Annotated in this window: 19 protein-coding genes; all 19 read right to left on the bottom strand. The window is 29.6% G+C overall.

The window, feature by feature from the left end; genetic code table 11:
- Positions 1-84: 84 nt before the first annotated feature.
- Complete coding sequence (gene flgN / locus ACJDTP_RS10095; RefSeq protein WP_406761084.1) at positions 85-495, bottom strand: flagellar export chaperone FlgN; 411 nt, start codon at positions 493-495, stop codon at positions 85-87.
- Positions 496-497: 2 nt separating this feature from the next.
- A complete protein-coding gene (locus tag ACJDTP_RS10090; protein WP_087701169.1) occupies positions 498-773 on the bottom strand; it encodes a flagellar biosynthesis anti-sigma factor FlgM in 276 nt (91 codons plus the stop codon).
- A gap of 177 nt (positions 774-950) precedes the next feature.
- Positions 951-1,757, bottom strand: a complete 807-nt coding sequence (locus tag ACJDTP_RS10085; RefSeq protein ID WP_406761083.1) for a phage replisome organizer N-terminal domain-containing protein — start codon at positions 1,755-1,757, stop codon at positions 951-953.
- Between the two features lie 408 nt (positions 1,758-2,165).
- Positions 2,166-2,489, bottom strand: a complete 324-nt coding sequence (locus ACJDTP_RS10080) for a hypothetical protein (protein ID WP_406761082.1) — start codon at positions 2,487-2,489, stop codon at positions 2,166-2,168.
- Between the two features lie 617 nt (positions 2,490-3,106).
- Positions 3,107-4,321 carry a flagellar motor switch phosphatase FliY gene (gene fliY / locus ACJDTP_RS10075; RefSeq protein WP_406761081.1) on the bottom strand — a complete coding sequence of 405 codons (1,215 nt, stop codon included), beginning with the start codon at positions 4,319-4,321 and terminating at the stop codon, positions 3,107-3,109.
- Positions 4,305-5,303, bottom strand: a complete 999-nt coding sequence (gene fliM, locus ACJDTP_RS10070; RefSeq protein WP_103697583.1) for a flagellar motor switch protein FliM — start codon at positions 5,301-5,303, stop codon at positions 4,305-4,307. The genes fliY and fliM overlap by 17 nt, the downstream gene beginning before the upstream one ends.
- Positions 5,304-5,325: 22 nt before the next feature.
- Positions 5,326-5,727 (bottom strand): chemotaxis protein CheW, encoded by a 402-nt coding sequence (locus ACJDTP_RS10065; protein WP_017211296.1) that lies wholly within the window; start codon positions 5,725-5,727, stop codon positions 5,326-5,328.
- A 130-nt stretch (positions 5,728-5,857) separates the two neighbouring features.
- The gene (locus ACJDTP_RS10060) at positions 5,858-6,217 is read right to left on the bottom strand and encodes a response regulator (RefSeq protein WP_017211295.1); all 360 of its coding nucleotides are present in this window, start codon (positions 6,215-6,217) and stop codon (positions 5,858-5,860) included.
- A 19-nt stretch (positions 6,218-6,236) separates the two neighbouring features.
- Positions 6,237-6,839 (bottom strand): chemotaxis protein CheC, encoded by a 603-nt coding sequence (locus tag ACJDTP_RS10055; protein ID WP_077840531.1) that lies wholly within the window; start codon positions 6,837-6,839, stop codon positions 6,237-6,239.
- 194 nt (positions 6,840-7,033) lie between these two features.
- Entirely contained in the window at positions 7,034-9,097 is a 2,064-nt protein-coding gene (locus tag ACJDTP_RS10050; RefSeq protein ID WP_406761080.1) for a chemotaxis protein CheW, read from the bottom strand.
- Between the two features lie 13 nt (positions 9,098-9,110).
- Positions 9,111-9,878 carry a CheR family methyltransferase gene (locus ACJDTP_RS10045; RefSeq protein WP_406761079.1) on the bottom strand — a complete coding sequence of 256 codons (768 nt, stop codon included), beginning with the start codon at positions 9,876-9,878 and terminating at the stop codon, positions 9,111-9,113.
- 8 nt (positions 9,879-9,886) lie between these two features.
- Positions 9,887-10,993, bottom strand: a complete 1,107-nt coding sequence (locus ACJDTP_RS10040; RefSeq protein WP_271811894.1) for a protein-glutamate methylesterase/protein-glutamine glutaminase — start codon at positions 10,991-10,993, stop codon at positions 9,887-9,889.
- 23 nt (positions 10,994-11,016) lie between these two features.
- Positions 11,017-11,505 carry a chemotaxis protein CheD gene (locus ACJDTP_RS10035; protein WP_077840528.1) on the bottom strand — a complete coding sequence of 163 codons (489 nt, stop codon included), beginning with the start codon at positions 11,503-11,505 and terminating at the stop codon, positions 11,017-11,019.
- A gap of 9 nt (positions 11,506-11,514) precedes the next feature.
- Entirely contained in the window at positions 11,515-11,964 is a 450-nt protein-coding gene (locus ACJDTP_RS10030) for a chemotaxis protein CheW (RefSeq protein ID WP_270562905.1), read from the bottom strand.
- A gap of 14 nt (positions 11,965-11,978) precedes the next feature.
- Positions 11,979-13,928, bottom strand: a complete 1,950-nt coding sequence (locus ACJDTP_RS10025) for a flagellar assembly protein A (protein ID WP_406761078.1) — start codon at positions 13,926-13,928, stop codon at positions 11,979-11,981.
- Positions 13,929-14,046: 118 nt separating this feature from the next.
- A complete protein-coding gene (locus ACJDTP_RS10020) occupies positions 14,047-14,781 on the bottom strand; it encodes an aminotransferase class IV (RefSeq protein ID WP_406761077.1) in 735 nt (244 codons plus the stop codon).
- A gap of 276 nt (positions 14,782-15,057) precedes the next feature.
- On the bottom strand, positions 15,058-15,696 hold the full coding sequence (locus tag ACJDTP_RS10015) for an HAD-IB family hydrolase (RefSeq protein WP_406761076.1): 639 nt from the start codon (positions 15,694-15,696) through the stop codon (positions 15,058-15,060).
- A gap of 896 nt (positions 15,697-16,592) precedes the next feature.
- Positions 16,593-17,786 (bottom strand): pyridoxal phosphate-dependent aminotransferase, encoded by a 1,194-nt coding sequence (locus ACJDTP_RS10010; protein ID WP_077840371.1) that lies wholly within the window; start codon positions 17,784-17,786, stop codon positions 16,593-16,595.
- A 181-nt stretch (positions 17,787-17,967) separates the two neighbouring features.
- A complete protein-coding gene (locus ACJDTP_RS10005) occupies positions 17,968-18,303 on the bottom strand; it encodes a DUF1292 domain-containing protein (protein ID WP_065418939.1) in 336 nt (111 codons plus the stop codon).
- Between the last annotated feature and the right edge of the window lie 55 nt (positions 18,304-18,358).

Raw genomic sequence — 18,358 nt, 5'->3', positions numbered from 1 at the left:
TTACATCCATGTATATATTTAACTTCCTTATTATTAATTATTAAAATTTATCTCTTCAAAATCTCATTCACCATTTAGCAATAGTTATCTGGATAAATTTCCATACGAATTATAAGTCTTTATCTCTCTTCTAGGATTTATTATTTCTAACATCTTATTATTAAATACTATTTGCTGCTTCAATAACATATCATTTGTTTCCTTTTTCATAATAGTACTATTTAAAGTAGTTTGTATTTTTCCATATAGCTCCTTTAACTTATCATTGTCAGAATTATAAACTATATCCTTAATATTTTGCTCACCTGTTAAGTTTCTTCTCTCTATCTCTTGTTTAGCAATCTTCTTACCGCATTCATTAATCTTATCAACTAATCCTTCTAAACCAAATACATCTTTACTCATTATCATTTTATATTGAGTTTCTAACAATTCTAAAAGTCTTTGTAATTCTTCCTCTTGGCTTTGTATTAATTTAATAAGTTCATTTATCATACTTATGCCTTACTCTCCTTCATTGCATTTAACATACTTTTTGCAGTTAATCTTGCATCAACATTGTATGTTCCGCTATCTATTTTATTTTTAATATCTGCTATTTTTTTTTCATTTTGTATATTACTATCTAACGAGTAACCTTTAAGACTTTTTCCAAGTTCCGAAATTTCAATTCTATCTACATCATTAGTTTTCTTTGTCTTTTCGACAGCTTTACTACTATTCGAGTTATATGCATTTATATATGTCGATCTACTTATTCTATCAATACTCATAATACATTTCTCCATTTCTTAGGCGCTGAAATAAAATAACATTTGTTACTCTTTTGATTGTGCCTTACTACTTCATTATTATACTTATCGTACTTTTCTTTTATAAGTTTATAGAAAAGTCAATAAAAAATAATTTGTGCAACTATTTTAATAAAATATTCATAATATATGTTCTTATTAATCAAAAGACCACTCTGCTATCTTACGTTCTCCTTCCCCCAATATGATTTCACCTTCACTAAACCAAAAGATATCATTATCTTTATTTCCTCTATCTGTAATATTATCAGAAACATCTTCATCATAAGATTCTATATCACTCTCGTTTTTCTTTTTGTTTACTCTTTTCTTCTTCTTACTTGAATTTTTCTTAACCTCAAAAATTACAGTAGAATTATTATGTTGATCACTCTCCTCCTTCTTTGCTTCAATCACATTACTATTATCATCACTTTCATTTTCACTATTTGATTTCTGATCATCTACTTTTAAAATCGCTATTTCATTGTCCTTATTTTCTTTAGTATCGACTTCTTCTTTTTCTTTTATAGGAATCACATTTTTCGGACTTACTTCTATGCCCTTATTTTTATCCATATCAATCTTTTCTAGAATCTTTGTCTCATTTTCTTTTTTCACACTTTCAGTTTTTTCTTTAACTTTGATATTTTGATGCTTTACGAAATTTTTCACCTTGTATATATTATTGTCTACGATTTCAATCATTTCTAAATTTATTAGAACATCAAATGCAGCTTTTACTTCACTGATTTCTCTATTAAATTCTATTGATAAAGTCTCTACTGTGTATGGAATATTTCTTGACATATATAATTCTCCCTCTTGATTTACCTTTCCAGCCAAAACAACCACCCTATTCCAAACATAGTGAATAAGATCTCTATTAGTCATCCTATCTATTATTTTAAATTTTGTGTCCTCATACATATCAACTCTAAATCTCACATATCTTCTCTCTTTCATATTCATCAATCCCTTTCACATATATTAATAATTTAATTCACAAAAGTTTTCTTACACTTAAAAAGTTCCGCATTGTAGAAATGTTCTGTATTGCAGCATAGCTGCTCTTTTCAGTAGTGCATAGCTGCTCTTTTTATCGGGGCATATTTATATGTTAACAAATCAAATTTACAAAAGTGCTCTTACACTCAAAAAAGTTCCGTATTGCAGCATAGCTGCTCTTTTTATAAGTGTATATTTATCCCTCCAATTAATATATACGCAAAAAAAGAAATATATAAAGGGTTCTAACAAAATTTTTTTATTAAATTATAATTTTATAACTGGGTTACGGGTAATTATTCAGACGCAAAAAAAGCTCAGTGCTATATAACACTAAGCGAATCTAAAACTTTTTAAATCACATTATTATTTAATTGCTTTTATTTTAGCTATATCATACCAATTTTTAGATGTTATCATTTCAACATTATTAAGATCATGCTTTATGCTTGTTATATCTTCCGCAGTTCTTTCCACTTGTTCATGTGTTGATTCCAATTTCTTCTCAATTCTTTCTTGACCTTTTTTAAGTTCTTTAACATCTTGTTTAAGTACCTTAACATCTTCTTCGATTCTACTAATTTTATTTTCTATCCCATTAATCTTAGCTTCTATTCCACCAATTTTATTTTCCATTGATGTAAATCTTAATTCAAGCCTTTCAAGGATATTTAAAACTTTATCTTCCATTTTCTCACCTCACATATTTATTAGTAAGTAAATTAATTATATCATAATTTTATATTAGTTCTACTATTATTTTTAATGTATATGTTGCAAAAATGTTCCTCATCATACTTTAAAAATATTCCAAGAATTTTAACCTTAATTGTAAAATGTGCATGGTGAATTGTAACATATATATAAATACCCAAATTACAGGTTTGCCTTAATCAGAACCTTCCATCAAAATTTTCATATTCCTTAGGAATACAAATGTATTTAATTTTTCTAGATTTACCGCATATGTTTAATTCTCAAAATGATGCAGATAAACCAATTATAAACTAGATTTATACTATGAAATATATTCCAACTAGAAATAAGACTTATGCTTTTATGGAATGTTTCATTAGGAATTTGATGGCTCTGATTCTTAGATTAAAAGTTGTTCCAAGTATGCTAGCTCAAAGCTCGCCTTTGATGCTAGCGTCTTGGATGCAACTTGTGATCTTAGAATCACCCATCATAATTTCCTTAGAAACTGGAATAACAGCATAATTCTTATTTCAGCGAGCTATATGCATAATTTTAGGTCTTAGTTGGTTTATCTATATCCAAAAATAAAAACTCCCGAGAGGGAGTTTTTATTTTAATCTCTTTATTCTTTCAACACTACTTACTATATTTGTTATTCTTATTCCAAAGTTTTCATCAACTACAACAACTTCACCTAAAGCTATTTGTTTTCCATTAACTAATATTTCAACTGGTTCTTCTGCAAGTTTATCTAACTCTATTAATGAACCTGTTCCTAAATTTAAAATATCCTGTATACTTTTCTTTGTTCTTCCTAGAACTACGGATATATCTAAAGGAACATCTAATATTAAGTCAATATTCTTTATTGGCGGAACGCTATTTTGCGGCACTAATGGTTCAAATGTTGCTGCATGAACTTCTACTGGCTGCTGCATTCTTGGCTGCTCATATTGTGGTTGTTGATATTGCTGCTGATATTGAGGTTCTGGTTGATATTGTTGTTGTGGCTGCTGTTGAACAGGCGCTGGCTGTTCATATATTTCTTTATTTACAATTGTATCTTTTTTATTATCTTTTTCTGGTTCTGATGCCGCCACTTCTTTTTCTTTATCTTCACCAGTCATTATCGCAACAATATTTTTAGCTGTCTCTATTGGAAATATCTGCATTATATTACTATCTACAATATCTCCAATAGTCATTCTAAATGATACTCTTACTATTGGTTGATCTTCTGGTATTGCGTCAGAAATCGGTATAGATCCATCAACTACAATTTTGGCGCTTGGTGGTGATATATCAACTTTTCTTCCAAACATAGTAGCCATTGATGTAGCTGCAGAACCTATCATTTGATTCATAGCTTCTGAAACTGCACTAATCTCTATTTCAGACAAATCATGAGCTTCAGTAACATTTCCATCTCCACCCATCATAAGGTTAGATATAACTAAACCATCTAATGTTTTTATAATTAAAATGTTTCTTCCTATTATCCCTGCAATATATTCAATATCTAGAACAATATTTGGTGTTTCAAAGCCTTCTTTTATTTCTTTCAACGTAGTTACACTAACTACCGGAGTAGTTATGTTAACTTGCTGATTTATAAGCTGATATAAGGCAGTTGAAGCTGATCCCATGGAAATATTTCCGATCTCTCCAAGCAGATCCTTATCAATATCACTTATAGCTTCGGTATCTATTTTATTATCGCCAGCTGACGTATCTGCACTTTCAGCTCCAGTAGAAGCTAAATCTTCACCTGCTAATAACGCATTTATTTCTTCTTGTGATAAAAAGTTATTGCCCATACCCATTCACTTCCTTATCCGTTATATCTAAAATCATAACACCTGCATTCTTTCCTACTACACCCGGCTTAGCATAATAACATTCTTCATTACCTACATATACTTTTATTGGTGATGAACTCTTATTATCAAGTTTAATTACATCACCTACTGTTAGTTTCAAGAAATCATCTACTGTTATATTAGCAGTTCCAAGTTCCGCTATAATTTCAACATCAACTTTATTGATTCCTTTTTCTAATTTTTCTCTCGATTCAGCCATCGATGCTTCATTATCATTCTTAAATGCATATTGTACTACTAATTTATCTAATATTTTCTCTACACTTAAATAAGGAAGACACATATTAATAAATGTGCTTCTCTTATTCATTTCTACTGAAAATGTTATTAATGCCACAGGATCATTAGGTGCTAGTGTTTGATTGATTGCCGGATTAGTTTCAATTGCTTCTACTTCTGGCTCAACTTCTAATACCGAATCCCATGCTAGCTTTAAATTACTTATCATTCCGGTAGTTACTTGTCGCATTATATTCTTGTCTATATCTGTAAATTCTTTTGTTTCAGCTTTTCTATTTCCCTTTCCCCCAAGCAAAACGTCTATTACTTGAAGAGAAAATTGAGGATTAGTTTCAAATATTATTGTCCCTGACAATGGAGCCATTTTAAATATTGTAATAATGGTAGGGTTTTGCACAGAATGAATAAATTCCTCATATGTTATCTGCTCTACAGATTCTATTTTCACCTTAACATTTTGCCTAGTCTGACCCGTTAAATAGTTGGAAATAATTCTTGCATAATTATCATGAATTAATTCAAGTGTCCTTATATGCTCTTTTGAAAATTTTTGAGGACTCCTAAAATCATAAAGTTTAACTTTATGTTTTTCTTCATCTTTACCAACATCTTCTGACTCTAATTCACCTGTAGATAAGGCAGACAATAAGGCATCTATTTCACTTTGTGATAAGACATCTGCCATATTTTTCCCTCATTTCAATAAACTAATTTAATAATTTGTCGATATCTATTATTGTAAGAAGTTTTTCGTCATAATTTAATATTCCCTTAATGTAAGGCTGTGCTTTACCTGCATCTTTTTCTATTTTCTGTATATTTTTCTCGTCTATATCTAAAACTTCTTCAACCTCATCCACTGATATTCCAATTTCTTCATCTTCTACTGTTAAAATAATTATATTATTTTGTTCTTTTCCAGGAGTTACATCAAGTAATAAATTTATGTCAACAAGAGATTTAATGCTCCCACGTAAATTTATTAATCCTTTAATATAACTCGGAGCCTTAGGAACTTTTGTAATCCCCATAGTATCATTGATACTTTGGACTCTATCTGTTTCTACTGCAAAATGTTCTTCTCCTAGTTTGAATACTACTATTTGCATTCATACTCCTCCTCTACAATAATATACAATCAACCATTGATAATTGACACTTAAATTAAAATTTCTTTAAAATTTGCAAAGATTTATTTATAGCCTGTTATAATTCATTTCTTGTATTATTGCTTTTATATTAACCTACAACTTTCTTTATAGCTTCTAAAACTCTATCCGCTTGGAATGGCTTTACTATAAAGTCTTTTGCTCCGGCTCTTATTGCATCCATAACCATTGATTGTTGTCCCATTGCTGAACACATGATTACTTTAGCATCTGGATCAAATGCTTTTATTTGTTTAACTGCTTCAATTCCATCCATATCTGGCATAGTTATATCCATTGTTACTACGTCTGGTTTTTCTTTTTTATAAAGGTCTACTGCAACTATCCCGTTATTTGCTTCACCTACTATTTCAAAATCATTTTTTTCTAAGATATCCTTTATCATCATTCTCATGAACGCTGCATCATCCACAATTAAAACTCTAGCCATACAATTTTACCTCCAAAATTTAATTTATTCCTATAGATTTCAATATTTTCTCTAACGAACCCGGCATAGGGATATAATAAAAATGTCCTCCTATATTCTCTTCTGTATCACTGTCTAAGAATACAGTTTCAATATCTAGTATATATTCATCATATTGATTGGACTCAATAAATGTAGTTGTGAGTATTGCACCTAACATATCAAATGAAGTTGCAGGCACTGATGGTGCCATAACAAGATTAGTTAACTGTGCAATAGCATTCATATATGATGCTGATATTATATTTGCTATCTCGCATAATACAGAACTTCCCATTTCACTTTCTGGAGACTGCTTACTTCCAACTAATTTTTTTATTACATTTTCAGCTGTTTCCTGTTCGAATACTAAAAGCATATTTCCTGAAATATCGCCTAGCACTCTTACAACTGTTCCAGCTACAGCACATTCTCCACTTTCTTGAAATACTTCTTCTAGTCTTACTACGTTTACTGCTGGTACTGTCATATCTACTTTTTTTCCCATCATCATAGAAAGAGCAGTTGCTGCATTACCTGCACCTATGTTAGAAACTTCTTTAAGTGCATCTAATTGCAAAGTGCTTAAATTAGAATACTCCACTTATAACCCTCCTTTAAAATTTTTCACCCTAAAGGGCCAATCATCTCACATTTATATATTATTATTGCTGTTATAACATAACAATAATAATATATCTTGTCCACTCCAAACCTTTAGCCTTTTGCTCATTTTTATGGAATTATAAGTCAAACTAATTTTAATTAGATTTAAAAATCTTACTTAAAAATTTCACTTTATAATAATGCCCCTACATCTAGTATCAGCGTTACTAAACCATTACCAAGTATAGTCGCACCAATATACTGATCTAAATTCTTTAATGTTTTTCCGAGTGGTTTTATAACTATTTCTTGTTGCCCAAGTAATGAATCGACTAATAAACCTATAGTTTTATCACCTACATTAACTATTATAACAAATTTCTTATCAGTATTACTAGCCTCTATATCTAAAGTTTCATTTAATCTTACTAACGGAATTACATTTTCTCTATAAATAATAACTTCTTTTCCATTACTTTTCTTTATATTTTCCTCTTTATAGTCAATTACCCTATCAATAAATCCTAATGATATTGCTAATGTTTCCTCTCCTACCTTTACAAGTAAAGCTTGTATTATTTGTAATGTAAGTGGAAGCTTAATTACAAAAGTTGAACCTTTGCCTTCTTCACTTAGTAGATCTACAGTACCACCGAGTGCTGCAATTTTTGTTTTAACAACATCCATTCCAACTCCTCTTCCTGAGATATCTGTTACAACTTCATTAGTACTAAATCCTTGAGCAAAAATCAAGTTCTTAATGTCACTATCTGATAATCCTTCTGTGTTTATTCCTTTTTGCTCCGCTTTAGCTTTTACTCTTTCAAGATTTATTCCTGCTCCATCATCTGATACCTTTATTAATGCTTTTGTTCCTTCTTGGTATGCAATAAGCTTCACAGTTCCAACTGGAGGCTTGCCTTGTGCAATTCTCTTTTCAGCAGATTCTATACCGTGATCCGCTGCATTCCTTAATAAATGTATTAATGGTTCACCTATTTCATCAATAACAGTTCTATCAAGTTCAGTATCAGCGCCTTCTATAACAAAGTTAATTTCCTTATTTAATTCTACTGATATATCCCTTATCATTCTTGGGAATCTATTGAATACTGTATCTAGTGGAAGCATTCTAATTTTCATGACTAAATCTTGAAGATCAGATGTTGTTCTTCCTACTTGTTCCAATGTTTCATTTAACTCTTGTGATTTATGAACATTCACGATTTGTTCTAATCGAGTTCTATAAATTACAAGCTCAGAAACCATATTCATTAAATTATCTATTCTCTCTAAGTCAACTCTTACTGATTGATGTGCTTTCTTAACTTCTTTCTTTTGAGTAGGCTTTTTAGCAACTGGTTGCTTTGTCTCAACTTTTGCTTCAGCTGGCTTTTCTTCTGGAGCTTTTTCTATAACTGGTAACTGTGGCACTTCTTTTACTTCTGCTTCTTTTGGAGCTATATCTGAGCTTTCTAATTCTATTAAAGAAGCTTCAACTTTTGCAACTTCTGAAATTCCATTTACAACAGTTAATATTTCATCTACAGTATTTTTAGTTACTAAGATAAATTTCAATTCAAAATCAAACTCTTCATTTTCAATTTCTTGAGTTGATGGGTCTGATTTTAATATTTCTCCGTGATCTTCAAGATCTTTAACTATTAAAAATGCTCTTGCTGATTTTAATAAAGTGTTTTCACTTAATGTTACTTTTAATTCAATTGAGTTAAATCCTTTTTCTCTAGCTTGTCTAATAACAGATGTGTCATATTGATTTAAATCTAAATCAAATTCATCACCTGATATCATTTTATTTTCATCTTCTGACTCAATTTCACTAGCTTGTGTTTCTTCTTGCAAGTTACTCTTGTTTCCATTTTCTTTTATATCAGCTAAAGCTTTCATTATTCCATCTATATCTATTTTTTCCTCAGAACCTTCTTGAACGTTGTCAACCATCTTTTCTAATGTATCAAGACAATCAAACAATACTGTCACTACATCCTGAGTTACTTTTAGTTTTCCTTCTCTGAATTCAGCCAATACATCTTCCATCTTATGGGTAAGTTCTGCTAAATCAGTAAATCCCATAGTCGCTGCCATCCCCTTAATTGTGTGAGCAACTCTAAATATTTCATTAACCTTATCTGTATCATCTGGATTTTGTTCTAAATCTAATAGTGATTCGTTCAATGTTTGTAAATTTTCTAATGACTCCTCTAAAAACATTGACATATATTGAGATGTATCCATCCTTACTCCTCCTCTATATCTTTTTATAAATAAAGGTTGATGCTTTTTCAAATCCATAGTCTCTATAATTATAAATGCTCTCTGTAGCTCCTACAAATAAAAGCCCACCCTTTTTTAATGAGTTACTGAATTTTTTATAAATTTCTTGTTTAACATCATTATTAAAATAAATAACTACATTTCTACAAACAATTAAATCAAAGCCAGTATCATATCGGTCTAAAATCAAATCATGTTTTTTAAAAGTTACCATATTCTTAATTTTAGACCCTATATAGTATTTATCGTCCCTTACTTTAAAATATTTACTTAAATCTGTATTATTTACACCTTTCATTTCATTTTGAGTATATTCTCCAAGCTTTGCTCTAGAAAGTATAGTATCATCTATATCTGTAGCTATTATATTATGTCTTCCATTTGGCGCTAACTTATCCAATATTATTCCTAATGAATATGGTTCACAGCCTATTGAACAAGCTGCACTCCAAATTTTTAGACTTGAATTATTTGGTAGTAACTCCTTTGCAATTTGTTTTTCTAAATCAGTAAATAATTCTGGATTTCTAAAAAATTCTGTTACGTTTATTGTTATGAAATCTAAAAACTTTTGTCTTTGCTCTGGATTACTTTTTATAGACTTGGAATATTCATCTAATGTTTTTATACCAACTCTTGTCATTAAGCTGTTTATTCTTCTATTTAGCTGTTCTGGCTTATATGCTGATAAATTTATACCCAACTCTTTATGAACCCATTTGTGAAATTCATTAAAATCCATATTTCCTCCTATAACTGTTTAATTATTTTTACTATATTTTCAGCTATTTCATTAAGTGGAGCCACTAAATCTACTTTTCCAGTTTCAAATGCAGCCTTTGGCATACCATAAATTGTACATGTAGATTTATCCTCTGAAATTGTTATACCACCATTATCTTTTATGTTTGCAGTCCCATCAGCACCGTCTCTGCCCATTCCTGTAAGAATTACAGATATTAAATTTCCTCTGTACACTTTTATAGCAGAATTAAATAACTTGTCAACTGCTGGTCTTACTCCCCATATAGGCGGCTCTTCATTTAAGTGAATTAAATTATTTGAACCCACAGTCATATGTTGACCACCCTTGGCAATATATATGGTATCATTACTAATTCTCATACCTTCTGCCGCTTCAACCACTTTCATCTTGCAAGCTTTATCTAATCTTTCAGAAAATACTTTTGTAAATCCTTCTGGCATGTGCTGAACTACAAAAACCGGTACCCCTAAATTTTCAGGTAATTTGGTTAATACTTCCTGAAGAGCCTTAGGACCTCCAGTAGATGCTCCAATTACAACTGCATCTATTTTTTTATTTTTAGGTATACTGCTTACCCTATGTATAGTTTTTTCTTTTATTATATTGGGATTATTTAAACCAATCTCATTATTAGTTATTTGGTTATTTTTATTAGTTTCTAAACTTGTTAACTTCTTTCTAGAATTAACATTGCTGGTTATACTCTTTATTTGTTCTATTAAGTTATTTTTAACTTTTGCTATATCTAGCGAAATACTTCCTGATGGCTTAGTTATAAAGCTAATTGCTCCATTATCTAAACATTCTAAAGTTAGTTCCGATCCTTCTGTCGTTGAACTACTAAGCATTATTACAGGATAATTTTTCCCAAGCCTTTTTAATTCTTTAAGAGTTGCAAGTCCATCTAAATCCCTCATATGTACATCTAATGTGATAAGGTCCGGATTGTACTTCTCTACCTTCTCAACCAATTCTCTTCCATCTCTAAATTTAGCTATAACTTCAAAATTACTTTCTGATTCTATCATATCTGATATGGCCTTTCTCATAAAAGCCGAATCATCAACAACAATAATCTTTATCTTACCCACCTAATCACACCTCTCTTTTTATTTTACAATTCTACAATTCCATGCCCTACAACTTTAAGTATTACTTTTCCATCACTAGCGTAAAGGATCATAGTTCTACCTTTATTTCCACCTATCTCCTCAGCAATTATAGGAATAGATTCCTCTTTTAAGCTTTTCTTCACTGCATCACTATTCCTTTTTCCAATATCGCTTATTATGCTCTTATCAGAAAAATTAAACATTGAAGCTCCTCCAGCTATTTTAGCTACGAGATTTCTCTTTTTACACCCTTGCTTTTCCATTTTATCAATTAGTAGTGGAATAGCTAGATCTGCAAATTTCATGGGGTTTGTACTACTTTTAAATTGTGTACTATCAGGAAGCATTATATGTGCTAATCCTGCCACCTTAACTGCCCTATCATATAAGGCGATTCCTATACATGATCCGAGTCCTATTGTCATTATTGTTCCTGGGTCGAGTACTAAATTTAGATCAGCTATTCCAACTTTTACTTCTGCACTTACCATCTTTACCCCCTAAAAGATTTTTTCTTCATCCTCTGAAGACAGTATCTTTTCTAAGTCTAATAAAATAACTATATTATCCTTTAATTTTATTAAACCTGCTATATATCTTTTGTCTATTGTTGCTGTTATAGGAGGTGCTTCTTCCATTAAATCACTACTAACATCTCGCACTTCGTAAACATTTTCTACAATAATTCCGAATTTATTTTCATCTCTTTTTACAACTATTATTTTTCTATTTTCATTTTCTTCATTTTCTCCAAAATTAAACTTTTTGGATAAGCTAATTATTGGAAGTATACTTTGTTCATAATTTATTACTCCCTTTACAAAACTAGGCGAATCAGGAAGAATTGTTGGCTCTTCATATCCTAAAATCCTCTCAACTTCTTTTATATCTGTTGCGTAATGCTCTCCATTTAATCCAAATATTAAAATTTTCACATCATTACTTGACATTACTTTGAACCCTCCTATAGTATAAATTTATCAATTGTTATTTCTCCAGTTTTATCTATATATGCCTCTACATTTTTAGAAGAAACTTCTAACATAATTTGTTTTTCTCCAAAGCAGAAAATAGTATTGTTATAAGCTATATCAGCTGTAATTCTTCCTTTTTTAGAGACTTTTAAAACAGTACTAACTCCGGCTGCACTTCCCACTGTCTTTAACTTTATTTCAGATCCAGCTGAAAGTGTGCCCCCTCTACAAACAGCTTTTTCACTGGTAAACTCTATATTTTCCAATGCTATTATGTTGCAGGTATACTGTCCTTTACCTGTTATAAAAACACTCCCTGATGCTTCTATGATTGACCCTTGAGCATATGCCAAATGGACATTTGTAGGAATCACCATCAAATCTTCTATTTCGCAAATTTCTTCATCTAACAATTCCTTAAAAATGTCAAATTCACTAATATTATTTATTTTAAGTGGGCCCAAGCCCAATAGTTTATTTATTATAAATGTTGTAACATCACTATGCTGAATCCCTTCAGACATATTATAATTCAAAATATTTCTACATATTTTAGGTAATGATTTGAACTTATTCTCTATTAATATTTTAATTATTTCTCCATCTTTTTTTGAACCTAGTAAGTTATGTTCCTTTACTTGTAGTGTTGAATCAACTAAATCATCAATAATATGAGCCAGACTCTTCAAGCTTTCTAAATACTGCTTTTTCTCAACATTCTCACATCCAGCTGTCACTGTTGAATTCAATATATTTCCGCCTATAAAAATTTCTCCTGAAGACCTAAGTATTGCAGATTCTACATTTTTGCCAACATGAAGCTCATTCCCTGCTTTAACTTCCATTCCTTCTAAAACATTACCAACAACTTCAACATTACCAACAAAATCTATATTTCCGCTTTTTAAATCTACTTGATCTACCTTATATAATTTATTTACTACAAAGGTATTTGCTTTATAAGCAGGCTTACCTTCAGACGTTGCTATAATACTATTATTTTCAAGTTTACAGCCTTCCCCAAGTCTTACCCCTGTCTTTTTAAAAGTCTTTCTTTTAATAGGAGCACCAAAGATATCTTGTCCATCATTTCCTGATTTTCCAGGTACTATTCTACCTATGACGTCTCCAACTTTAACATTTGCAATTTGAAATCTATTTCTATAATCAACTTTTTCTTCTGAGTCTTTGTAATGAATTAATTCTTCTGAATCCTGAAACAAAACTTGAATCTCATCTGGAATGTCATCTACAGCGGGCACTCCTTTTGCAACTAACTTTTTTTCTATATTATGTTCATTACATACAGTTTCTAATTCTTTTTCAATAATTCCATATTTAATTCCATTATTTTTTAGCAACTCTTTTAATTCTTTTACTGTATACTTTGGTGGATATTTATCATCAACATTCTTCTTTTTGATTGTTAAATTTTTTTGATATTCTTGGTCAACTAATTCATATATATGAGCTGGGATTGATTTTATATCAACATATGCCTCCATTTTATCATCTGTAATTGATATATCTATGTTTCTTGTCGGCTCGTTCTCTTCAAATTTATATTCAATTTTATCTCGTGATGTTACAGGAGTTATTCCATCACATTTTTGCCCATTAATAATTAAAATTACACCCGGACAAGTTTTTATAGTAATAATTTCATCTTTATTATTGGATTCTGTTATTATTATTTTCCCATTCTCAATCTTAGCTCCAAATTCCTCTTTAGTTTCTGGTAATTCTTCAATTATTTCCTTTTCTTCAATGCTGCTCTTACTTTCGTCAACTTCTATTATTTCTATCTCTACTTTCTTTCTAAAAAACTTCTTTTCTTCCTTAATTATTCTATATTTTAAAGCTTCTTTCGAAAGATTTAATTCAGAAGATGCTTTTTCAAGACATTCATTTAAGGATGATCCAGAAAACTTCAAGTCCATAAATATCTCCCCCTAAAAATACTCCTTTATCTAAGTATACCACAGCCTATTTTAATTTTATATCCATTATTTATATTAATCTATATTATTTTACATGAAAATACAAATTAACTTAATTTCAATGATTTTTTATATACATTTCTATCTCATTATCATATTCTTTCATCAATTTTCTAATCAAGTTATTATCTACATTAAAATTTATGCTATTTACTGTTTTTATTGGTAATATTTTAGGAGATGTACCCGAAATAAACATTCCATCCAATTTATCTATATCAGAATATTTATATTCTACTTCCTCGACTTCAATCCCAACTTTGTTTGCAATATCTATTATTTCTCCTCTAGTTACTCCCGGCAATACAGCCTTTACAGGCGATGTAAGAAGTTTATTTCCTTTAACCATGAAAATATTTGATCTGCTGCCTTCTGTTATATGCCCATTTGAATCGACTAAAATAGCTTCATATGCATTATTATCCTTTATCTCTTTATTAACCTTTTCTCTAAAGCTATCATTTATTATTTTCGCATTAGGATTTTCTCTTTCTCCAAAATAAAGTATAGTGTTAACACCATTCTTATACATTTCATCAGATGGATATGAATGTTCAATAAAAAATACCCTTAGCTTTTTTTCATTTACTCCAAATGTTATTTTTATATTTCCTTCAGATTTATTTTCACTTTCTATTAGCTTATCAATTTCCTTACTTATTTCTCCATAACTTACTGAAAATTCTTCATTTATTAAATTAAAAGAATTTTTCATTCTTTTTAAATGACTTTCTAGAAAAATTGGCTTTCTATCTATTACCCTTAAAACTTCATAAATTATTTTATCTTCCATGCCTTGCCATCCCTTTCTACTATATATATTGCAATTCACAATGCACATTTCACAATTCACAATCATTGCTAAAATTCCTGCAATATTTTTAGAATCATGATAAAGAATCATTTTTGCAATGTATATATTATATATACTCTGTGATATTAGATTAATATTATTAATTCTATAAGCCTGAACCTTAATTATATACTAATATAAATTCTTTAACTCAGCTTATACTATGTAATCAAATCAATTTCATTTCTTGATAATACCGACATCTTAATTTATATTTTATTTCCATCTTAATATCTCTATATCATGGTTCTTTTTATAGTTTATTAAATATGGCTTACCTACCAGATCCAATAATGGTTTATCTGATAAAGAATCAGAAAACATGTACGATTCCTTAAAGTCCACCTCAATTTTTTCATCTTTAAGTATTTCTTTTAATCTTCTAACCTTTTCTTCTCCCTTGCAGTTATTCCCTACCATTTTTCTTACGAAAGTTCCATTTTCAAATCCAAATTTAGTTCCTATTACTTTATCAACTTCTTTTATATTATAAAATTCATTAACGTAAAATTCAGGAGATGCTGAAATCAGGTATATATCATATCCCTCATTTTTAAGTTTTTTCATCATTTCCAATGCATCATCATATAAAATATTTTTTAGCCTCTCATCATAAAACTCTTTAACAAGTTCAGCTAACTCCTCTTCTCTAATTCCATCTATAAACCTTAAAAATGTCTCTTTTACTTTTCTCTCATCGTATATTCCAATTGCATACATAATTCCACAGTATATAGCTCTTGGTAAAAATCTTAGATTTTTTTTATCTTTCTTAATTACATACTTAAATAATTCCATTAAAGTTTCTTTTTTAGTAATGGTATAATCTATGTCAAATATAGCAAGTTTCTTCAAAACACAAATACCTACCTTTTTAATATTTAATTCTTAACACTCAAGCATGTCATTTAACTTTACTTTAAATCATTAAGTGTTTAGAGCTAAATATTATTGATAATTAATGATCAGCAGCAAAAATCCCTTAGCTTTTTCTTTAAATTTAATTTTCATTATCAATTTTTTGCCACTCATTTATTTTAAGTAATAACACTCTTAATTATTACAAGAAAATAATAAATATATATGTTACAATTCGCAATTCCCAATCACAATTAAAATTCTCACAATATTTTTAGAATTATCTTTGTAGCATATATACAAAAATCAGAAATCAATTCTAACCATAATATTCTTTCTTCACATTTAATATTTATAGATAAACAAATCACCAACTTGATCTATACTCTATAAATAATATTTTTTATAAATTAAAGATAATATCTTGATTAGTGACAAGATATAAGTGATAAGTTAAGGATGGAATCCTCCTGGAAATCTCTAAAAATTTCATTTTATGAAAAGCCTATGGCTTTTCTTCATTAACTTATCACTTGAAAATTATCACTAATGTCAACTTGTTATTTAATCAATCCAAACCATAAACTGCATGCTATAAATCTAATCATTAGATGAACATATTTGCAAAGTTACTAAAGCTTTAAGTTCATATCTTCATCAGAAATCATAAATATATTTGTGTAGAAAACATTTGAAAACGAGCTGTTAAAGGTTCTTAGCTGTAGGTTGTTCCATTTTAGCTTGTCAAACTGAAAGTTGGAGCATGCTAAAGTGGATACAACCTGCTGCTTAGAACCTTCAGCGATATTTTCATAGCTTTTCGGAATCAAAATATTTATGATTTCGGTAAGTTATCACATAAATGTAGTTCTAAAGTTGGATATCTATATACATTATTTAATTTTGCTTAAAAATGTTGAAATTCTATCTATTCCAGTTTCTATTATATCCATAGATGTCGCATATGATAATCTTATATAATCATCTAATCCAAAACCAGCACCTGGTATTACTGCAACCTTCTCTTCTTCTAACAATACTTTTGCAAAATCTACAGAGTTGTTAATAGTTTGATCCTTAAATGTAGTATTCAAGTACGAAGATATATTAACCATTATATAAAATGCACCATTAGGTTTTATAATTGATATTTCATTTAACTTTTCTAATTTATATATCATGAAATTTCTTCTATTCTCAAATTCTTTAATCATATTGTTTAAATCTTCTACTGGACCATTTAATGCCTCTATTGCAGCATATTGAGCTATTGTATTTACATTGGATGTCATGTGACTTTGAATGCTTGTCATAAGCTTAGTTATACTTTCACTTGCAGCTGCATATCCTAGTCTCCACCCAGTCATTGCATATGTCTTAGAAACACCGTTTATTACTACGGTTCTTTCATAGGCATCCTCATTTAATGCTGCTATACTTATGTGCTTTTCTCCATCATATATTAGCTTTTCATAAATTTCATCTGATATAATTAATAAATCATGTTCTTTTGCAAAATTAGCAATTTCCAACAATTCGTCTTCGTGATAAATTGTTCCTGTGGGATTATTAGGGCTGTTCAATAAAAGCGCCTTAGTTTTACTAGTTAAAGCTTTTTCTAAATCAGCAACTGTATATTTATAATTGTTTTCTTTTAATGTTTCAACAAATACTGGAACCCCATCAGCTAATTTCACTAATTCAGGATAACTAACCCAATATGGCACAGGAATTAACACTTCATCTCCTGGATTCAAAGTTGCCATAAATACATTTGCAAGACATTGTTTTGCACCTGTAGAAATTATTATTTGACTTGGCTTATATTCTAAGTTATTATCATTTTTAAACTTGTTACATATAGTAGTTTTTAATTCTAATAACCCTCCTGCTGGAGTATACTTAGTTTTCCCATCATTCATAGCTTTTATTGCTGCTTGAATTATGTTTTCTGGTGTATTAAAGTCTGGTTCCCCTGCTCCAAAACTTACTACATCAACCCCTTGACTTTTTAGTTCATTGGCTTTAGCTGTTATTGCTAATGTAATTGATGGTGTGATATTCCCCGCTTTTTTAGATAATTGCATTGCTTTTTCCCTCCAATTTTGACCTTAAAATGAATTATAAAAAATCTTCTAATTCATTTATATATACTTTTGTCACATAATAAAAATATATCATTAATATATTGAATTGTAAACAATATGGAATATTTAAGGGACATTAAATAAAAGACCTTAGTAATAAATTACTAAAGTCTTTAACTTCTTATTCTTCGCCTACTAACTCATTTTGATAATAAGCTGATACTCTATCAAATTCTTCTTCATCCGGAACAACAAGTTCATCTTCATCTAGTCTAAAAAGATAAACTGAATCTTCTTCTGGATTTTGAGCTAAATAATATGCTTTTCCTTCATATTCAAATTCGTCGATTATAGGGCATGTAACTACATTTCCATTTTCATCTTCTAAATCTATAACGAAGTTTTCTTCATCATTGCATCCGCATCCACATTCATGATCTTCATCATGGTGATGTCCACCGCATCCACAACTTCCTTCTTGACTGTTGCATCCACATTTTTCTAAATCTTTTTCCATGTTTCAACCTCCTTTTGGTTCTTAATTAATTTTACCCTTAAATCATCAAAATTAA

The organism is Candidatus Clostridium helianthi (genome assembly GCF_045310795.1).
In the GTDB taxonomy this organism is placed as follows: domain Bacteria; phylum Bacillota; class Clostridia; order Clostridiales; family Clostridiaceae; genus Clostridium; species Clostridium helianthi.
This window is presented reverse-complemented; position numbering and strand designations above follow the sequence as displayed.

Excerpts from the sequence above, each read along its gene's own strand:
- flgN (WP_406761084.1), bottom strand. The coding sequence starts at position 495 with ATGATAAATGAACTTATTAAATTAATACAAAGCCAAGAGGAAGAATTA.
- ACJDTP_RS10090 (WP_087701169.1), bottom strand. The coding sequence starts at position 773 with ATGAGTATTGATAGAATAAGTAGATCGACATATATAAATGCATATAAC.
- ACJDTP_RS10085 (WP_406761083.1), bottom strand. The coding sequence starts at position 1,757 with ATGAAAGAGAGAAGATATGTGAGATTTAGAGTTGATATGTATGAGGAC.
- ACJDTP_RS10080 (WP_406761082.1), bottom strand. The coding sequence starts at position 2,489 with ATGGAAGATAAAGTTTTAAATATCCTTGAAAGGCTTGAATTAAGATTT.
- fliY (WP_406761081.1), bottom strand. The coding sequence starts at position 4,321 with ATGGGTATGGGCAATAACTTTTTATCACAAGAAGAAATAAATGCGTTA.
- fliM (WP_103697583.1), bottom strand. The coding sequence starts at position 5,303 with ATGGCAGATGTCTTATCACAAAGTGAAATAGATGCCTTATTGTCTGCC.
- ACJDTP_RS10065 (WP_017211296.1), bottom strand. The coding sequence starts at position 5,727 with ATGCAAATAGTAGTATTCAAACTAGGAGAAGAACATTTTGCAGTAGAA.
- ACJDTP_RS10060 (WP_017211295.1), bottom strand. The coding sequence starts at position 6,217 with ATGGCTAGAGTTTTAATTGTGGATGATGCAGCGTTCATGAGAATGATG.
- ACJDTP_RS10050 (WP_406761080.1), bottom strand. The coding sequence starts at position 9,097 with ATGGATACATCTCAATATATGTCAATGTTTTTAGAGGAGTCATTAGAA.
- ACJDTP_RS10045 (WP_406761079.1), bottom strand. The coding sequence starts at position 9,878 with ATGGATTTTAATGAATTTCACAAATGGGTTCATAAAGAGTTGGGTATA.
- ACJDTP_RS10035 (WP_077840528.1), bottom strand. The coding sequence starts at position 11,505 with ATGGTAAGTGCAGAAGTAAAAGTTGGAATAGCTGATCTAAATTTAGTA.
- ACJDTP_RS10030 (WP_270562905.1), bottom strand. The coding sequence starts at position 11,964 with ATGTCAAGTAATGATGTGAAAATTTTAATATTTGGATTAAATGGAGAG.
- ACJDTP_RS10025 (WP_406761078.1), bottom strand. The coding sequence starts at position 13,928 with ATGGACTTGAAGTTTTCTGGATCATCCTTAAATGAATGTCTTGAAAAA.
- ACJDTP_RS10020 (WP_406761077.1), bottom strand. The coding sequence starts at position 14,781 with ATGGAAGATAAAATAATTTATGAAGTTTTAAGGGTAATAGATAGAAAG.
- ACJDTP_RS10010 (WP_077840371.1), bottom strand. The coding sequence starts at position 17,786 with ATGCAATTATCTAAAAAAGCGGGGAATATCACACCATCAATTACATTA.
- ACJDTP_RS10005 (WP_065418939.1), bottom strand. The coding sequence starts at position 18,303 with ATGGAAAAAGATTTAGAAAAATGTGGATGCAACAGTCAAGAAGGAAGT.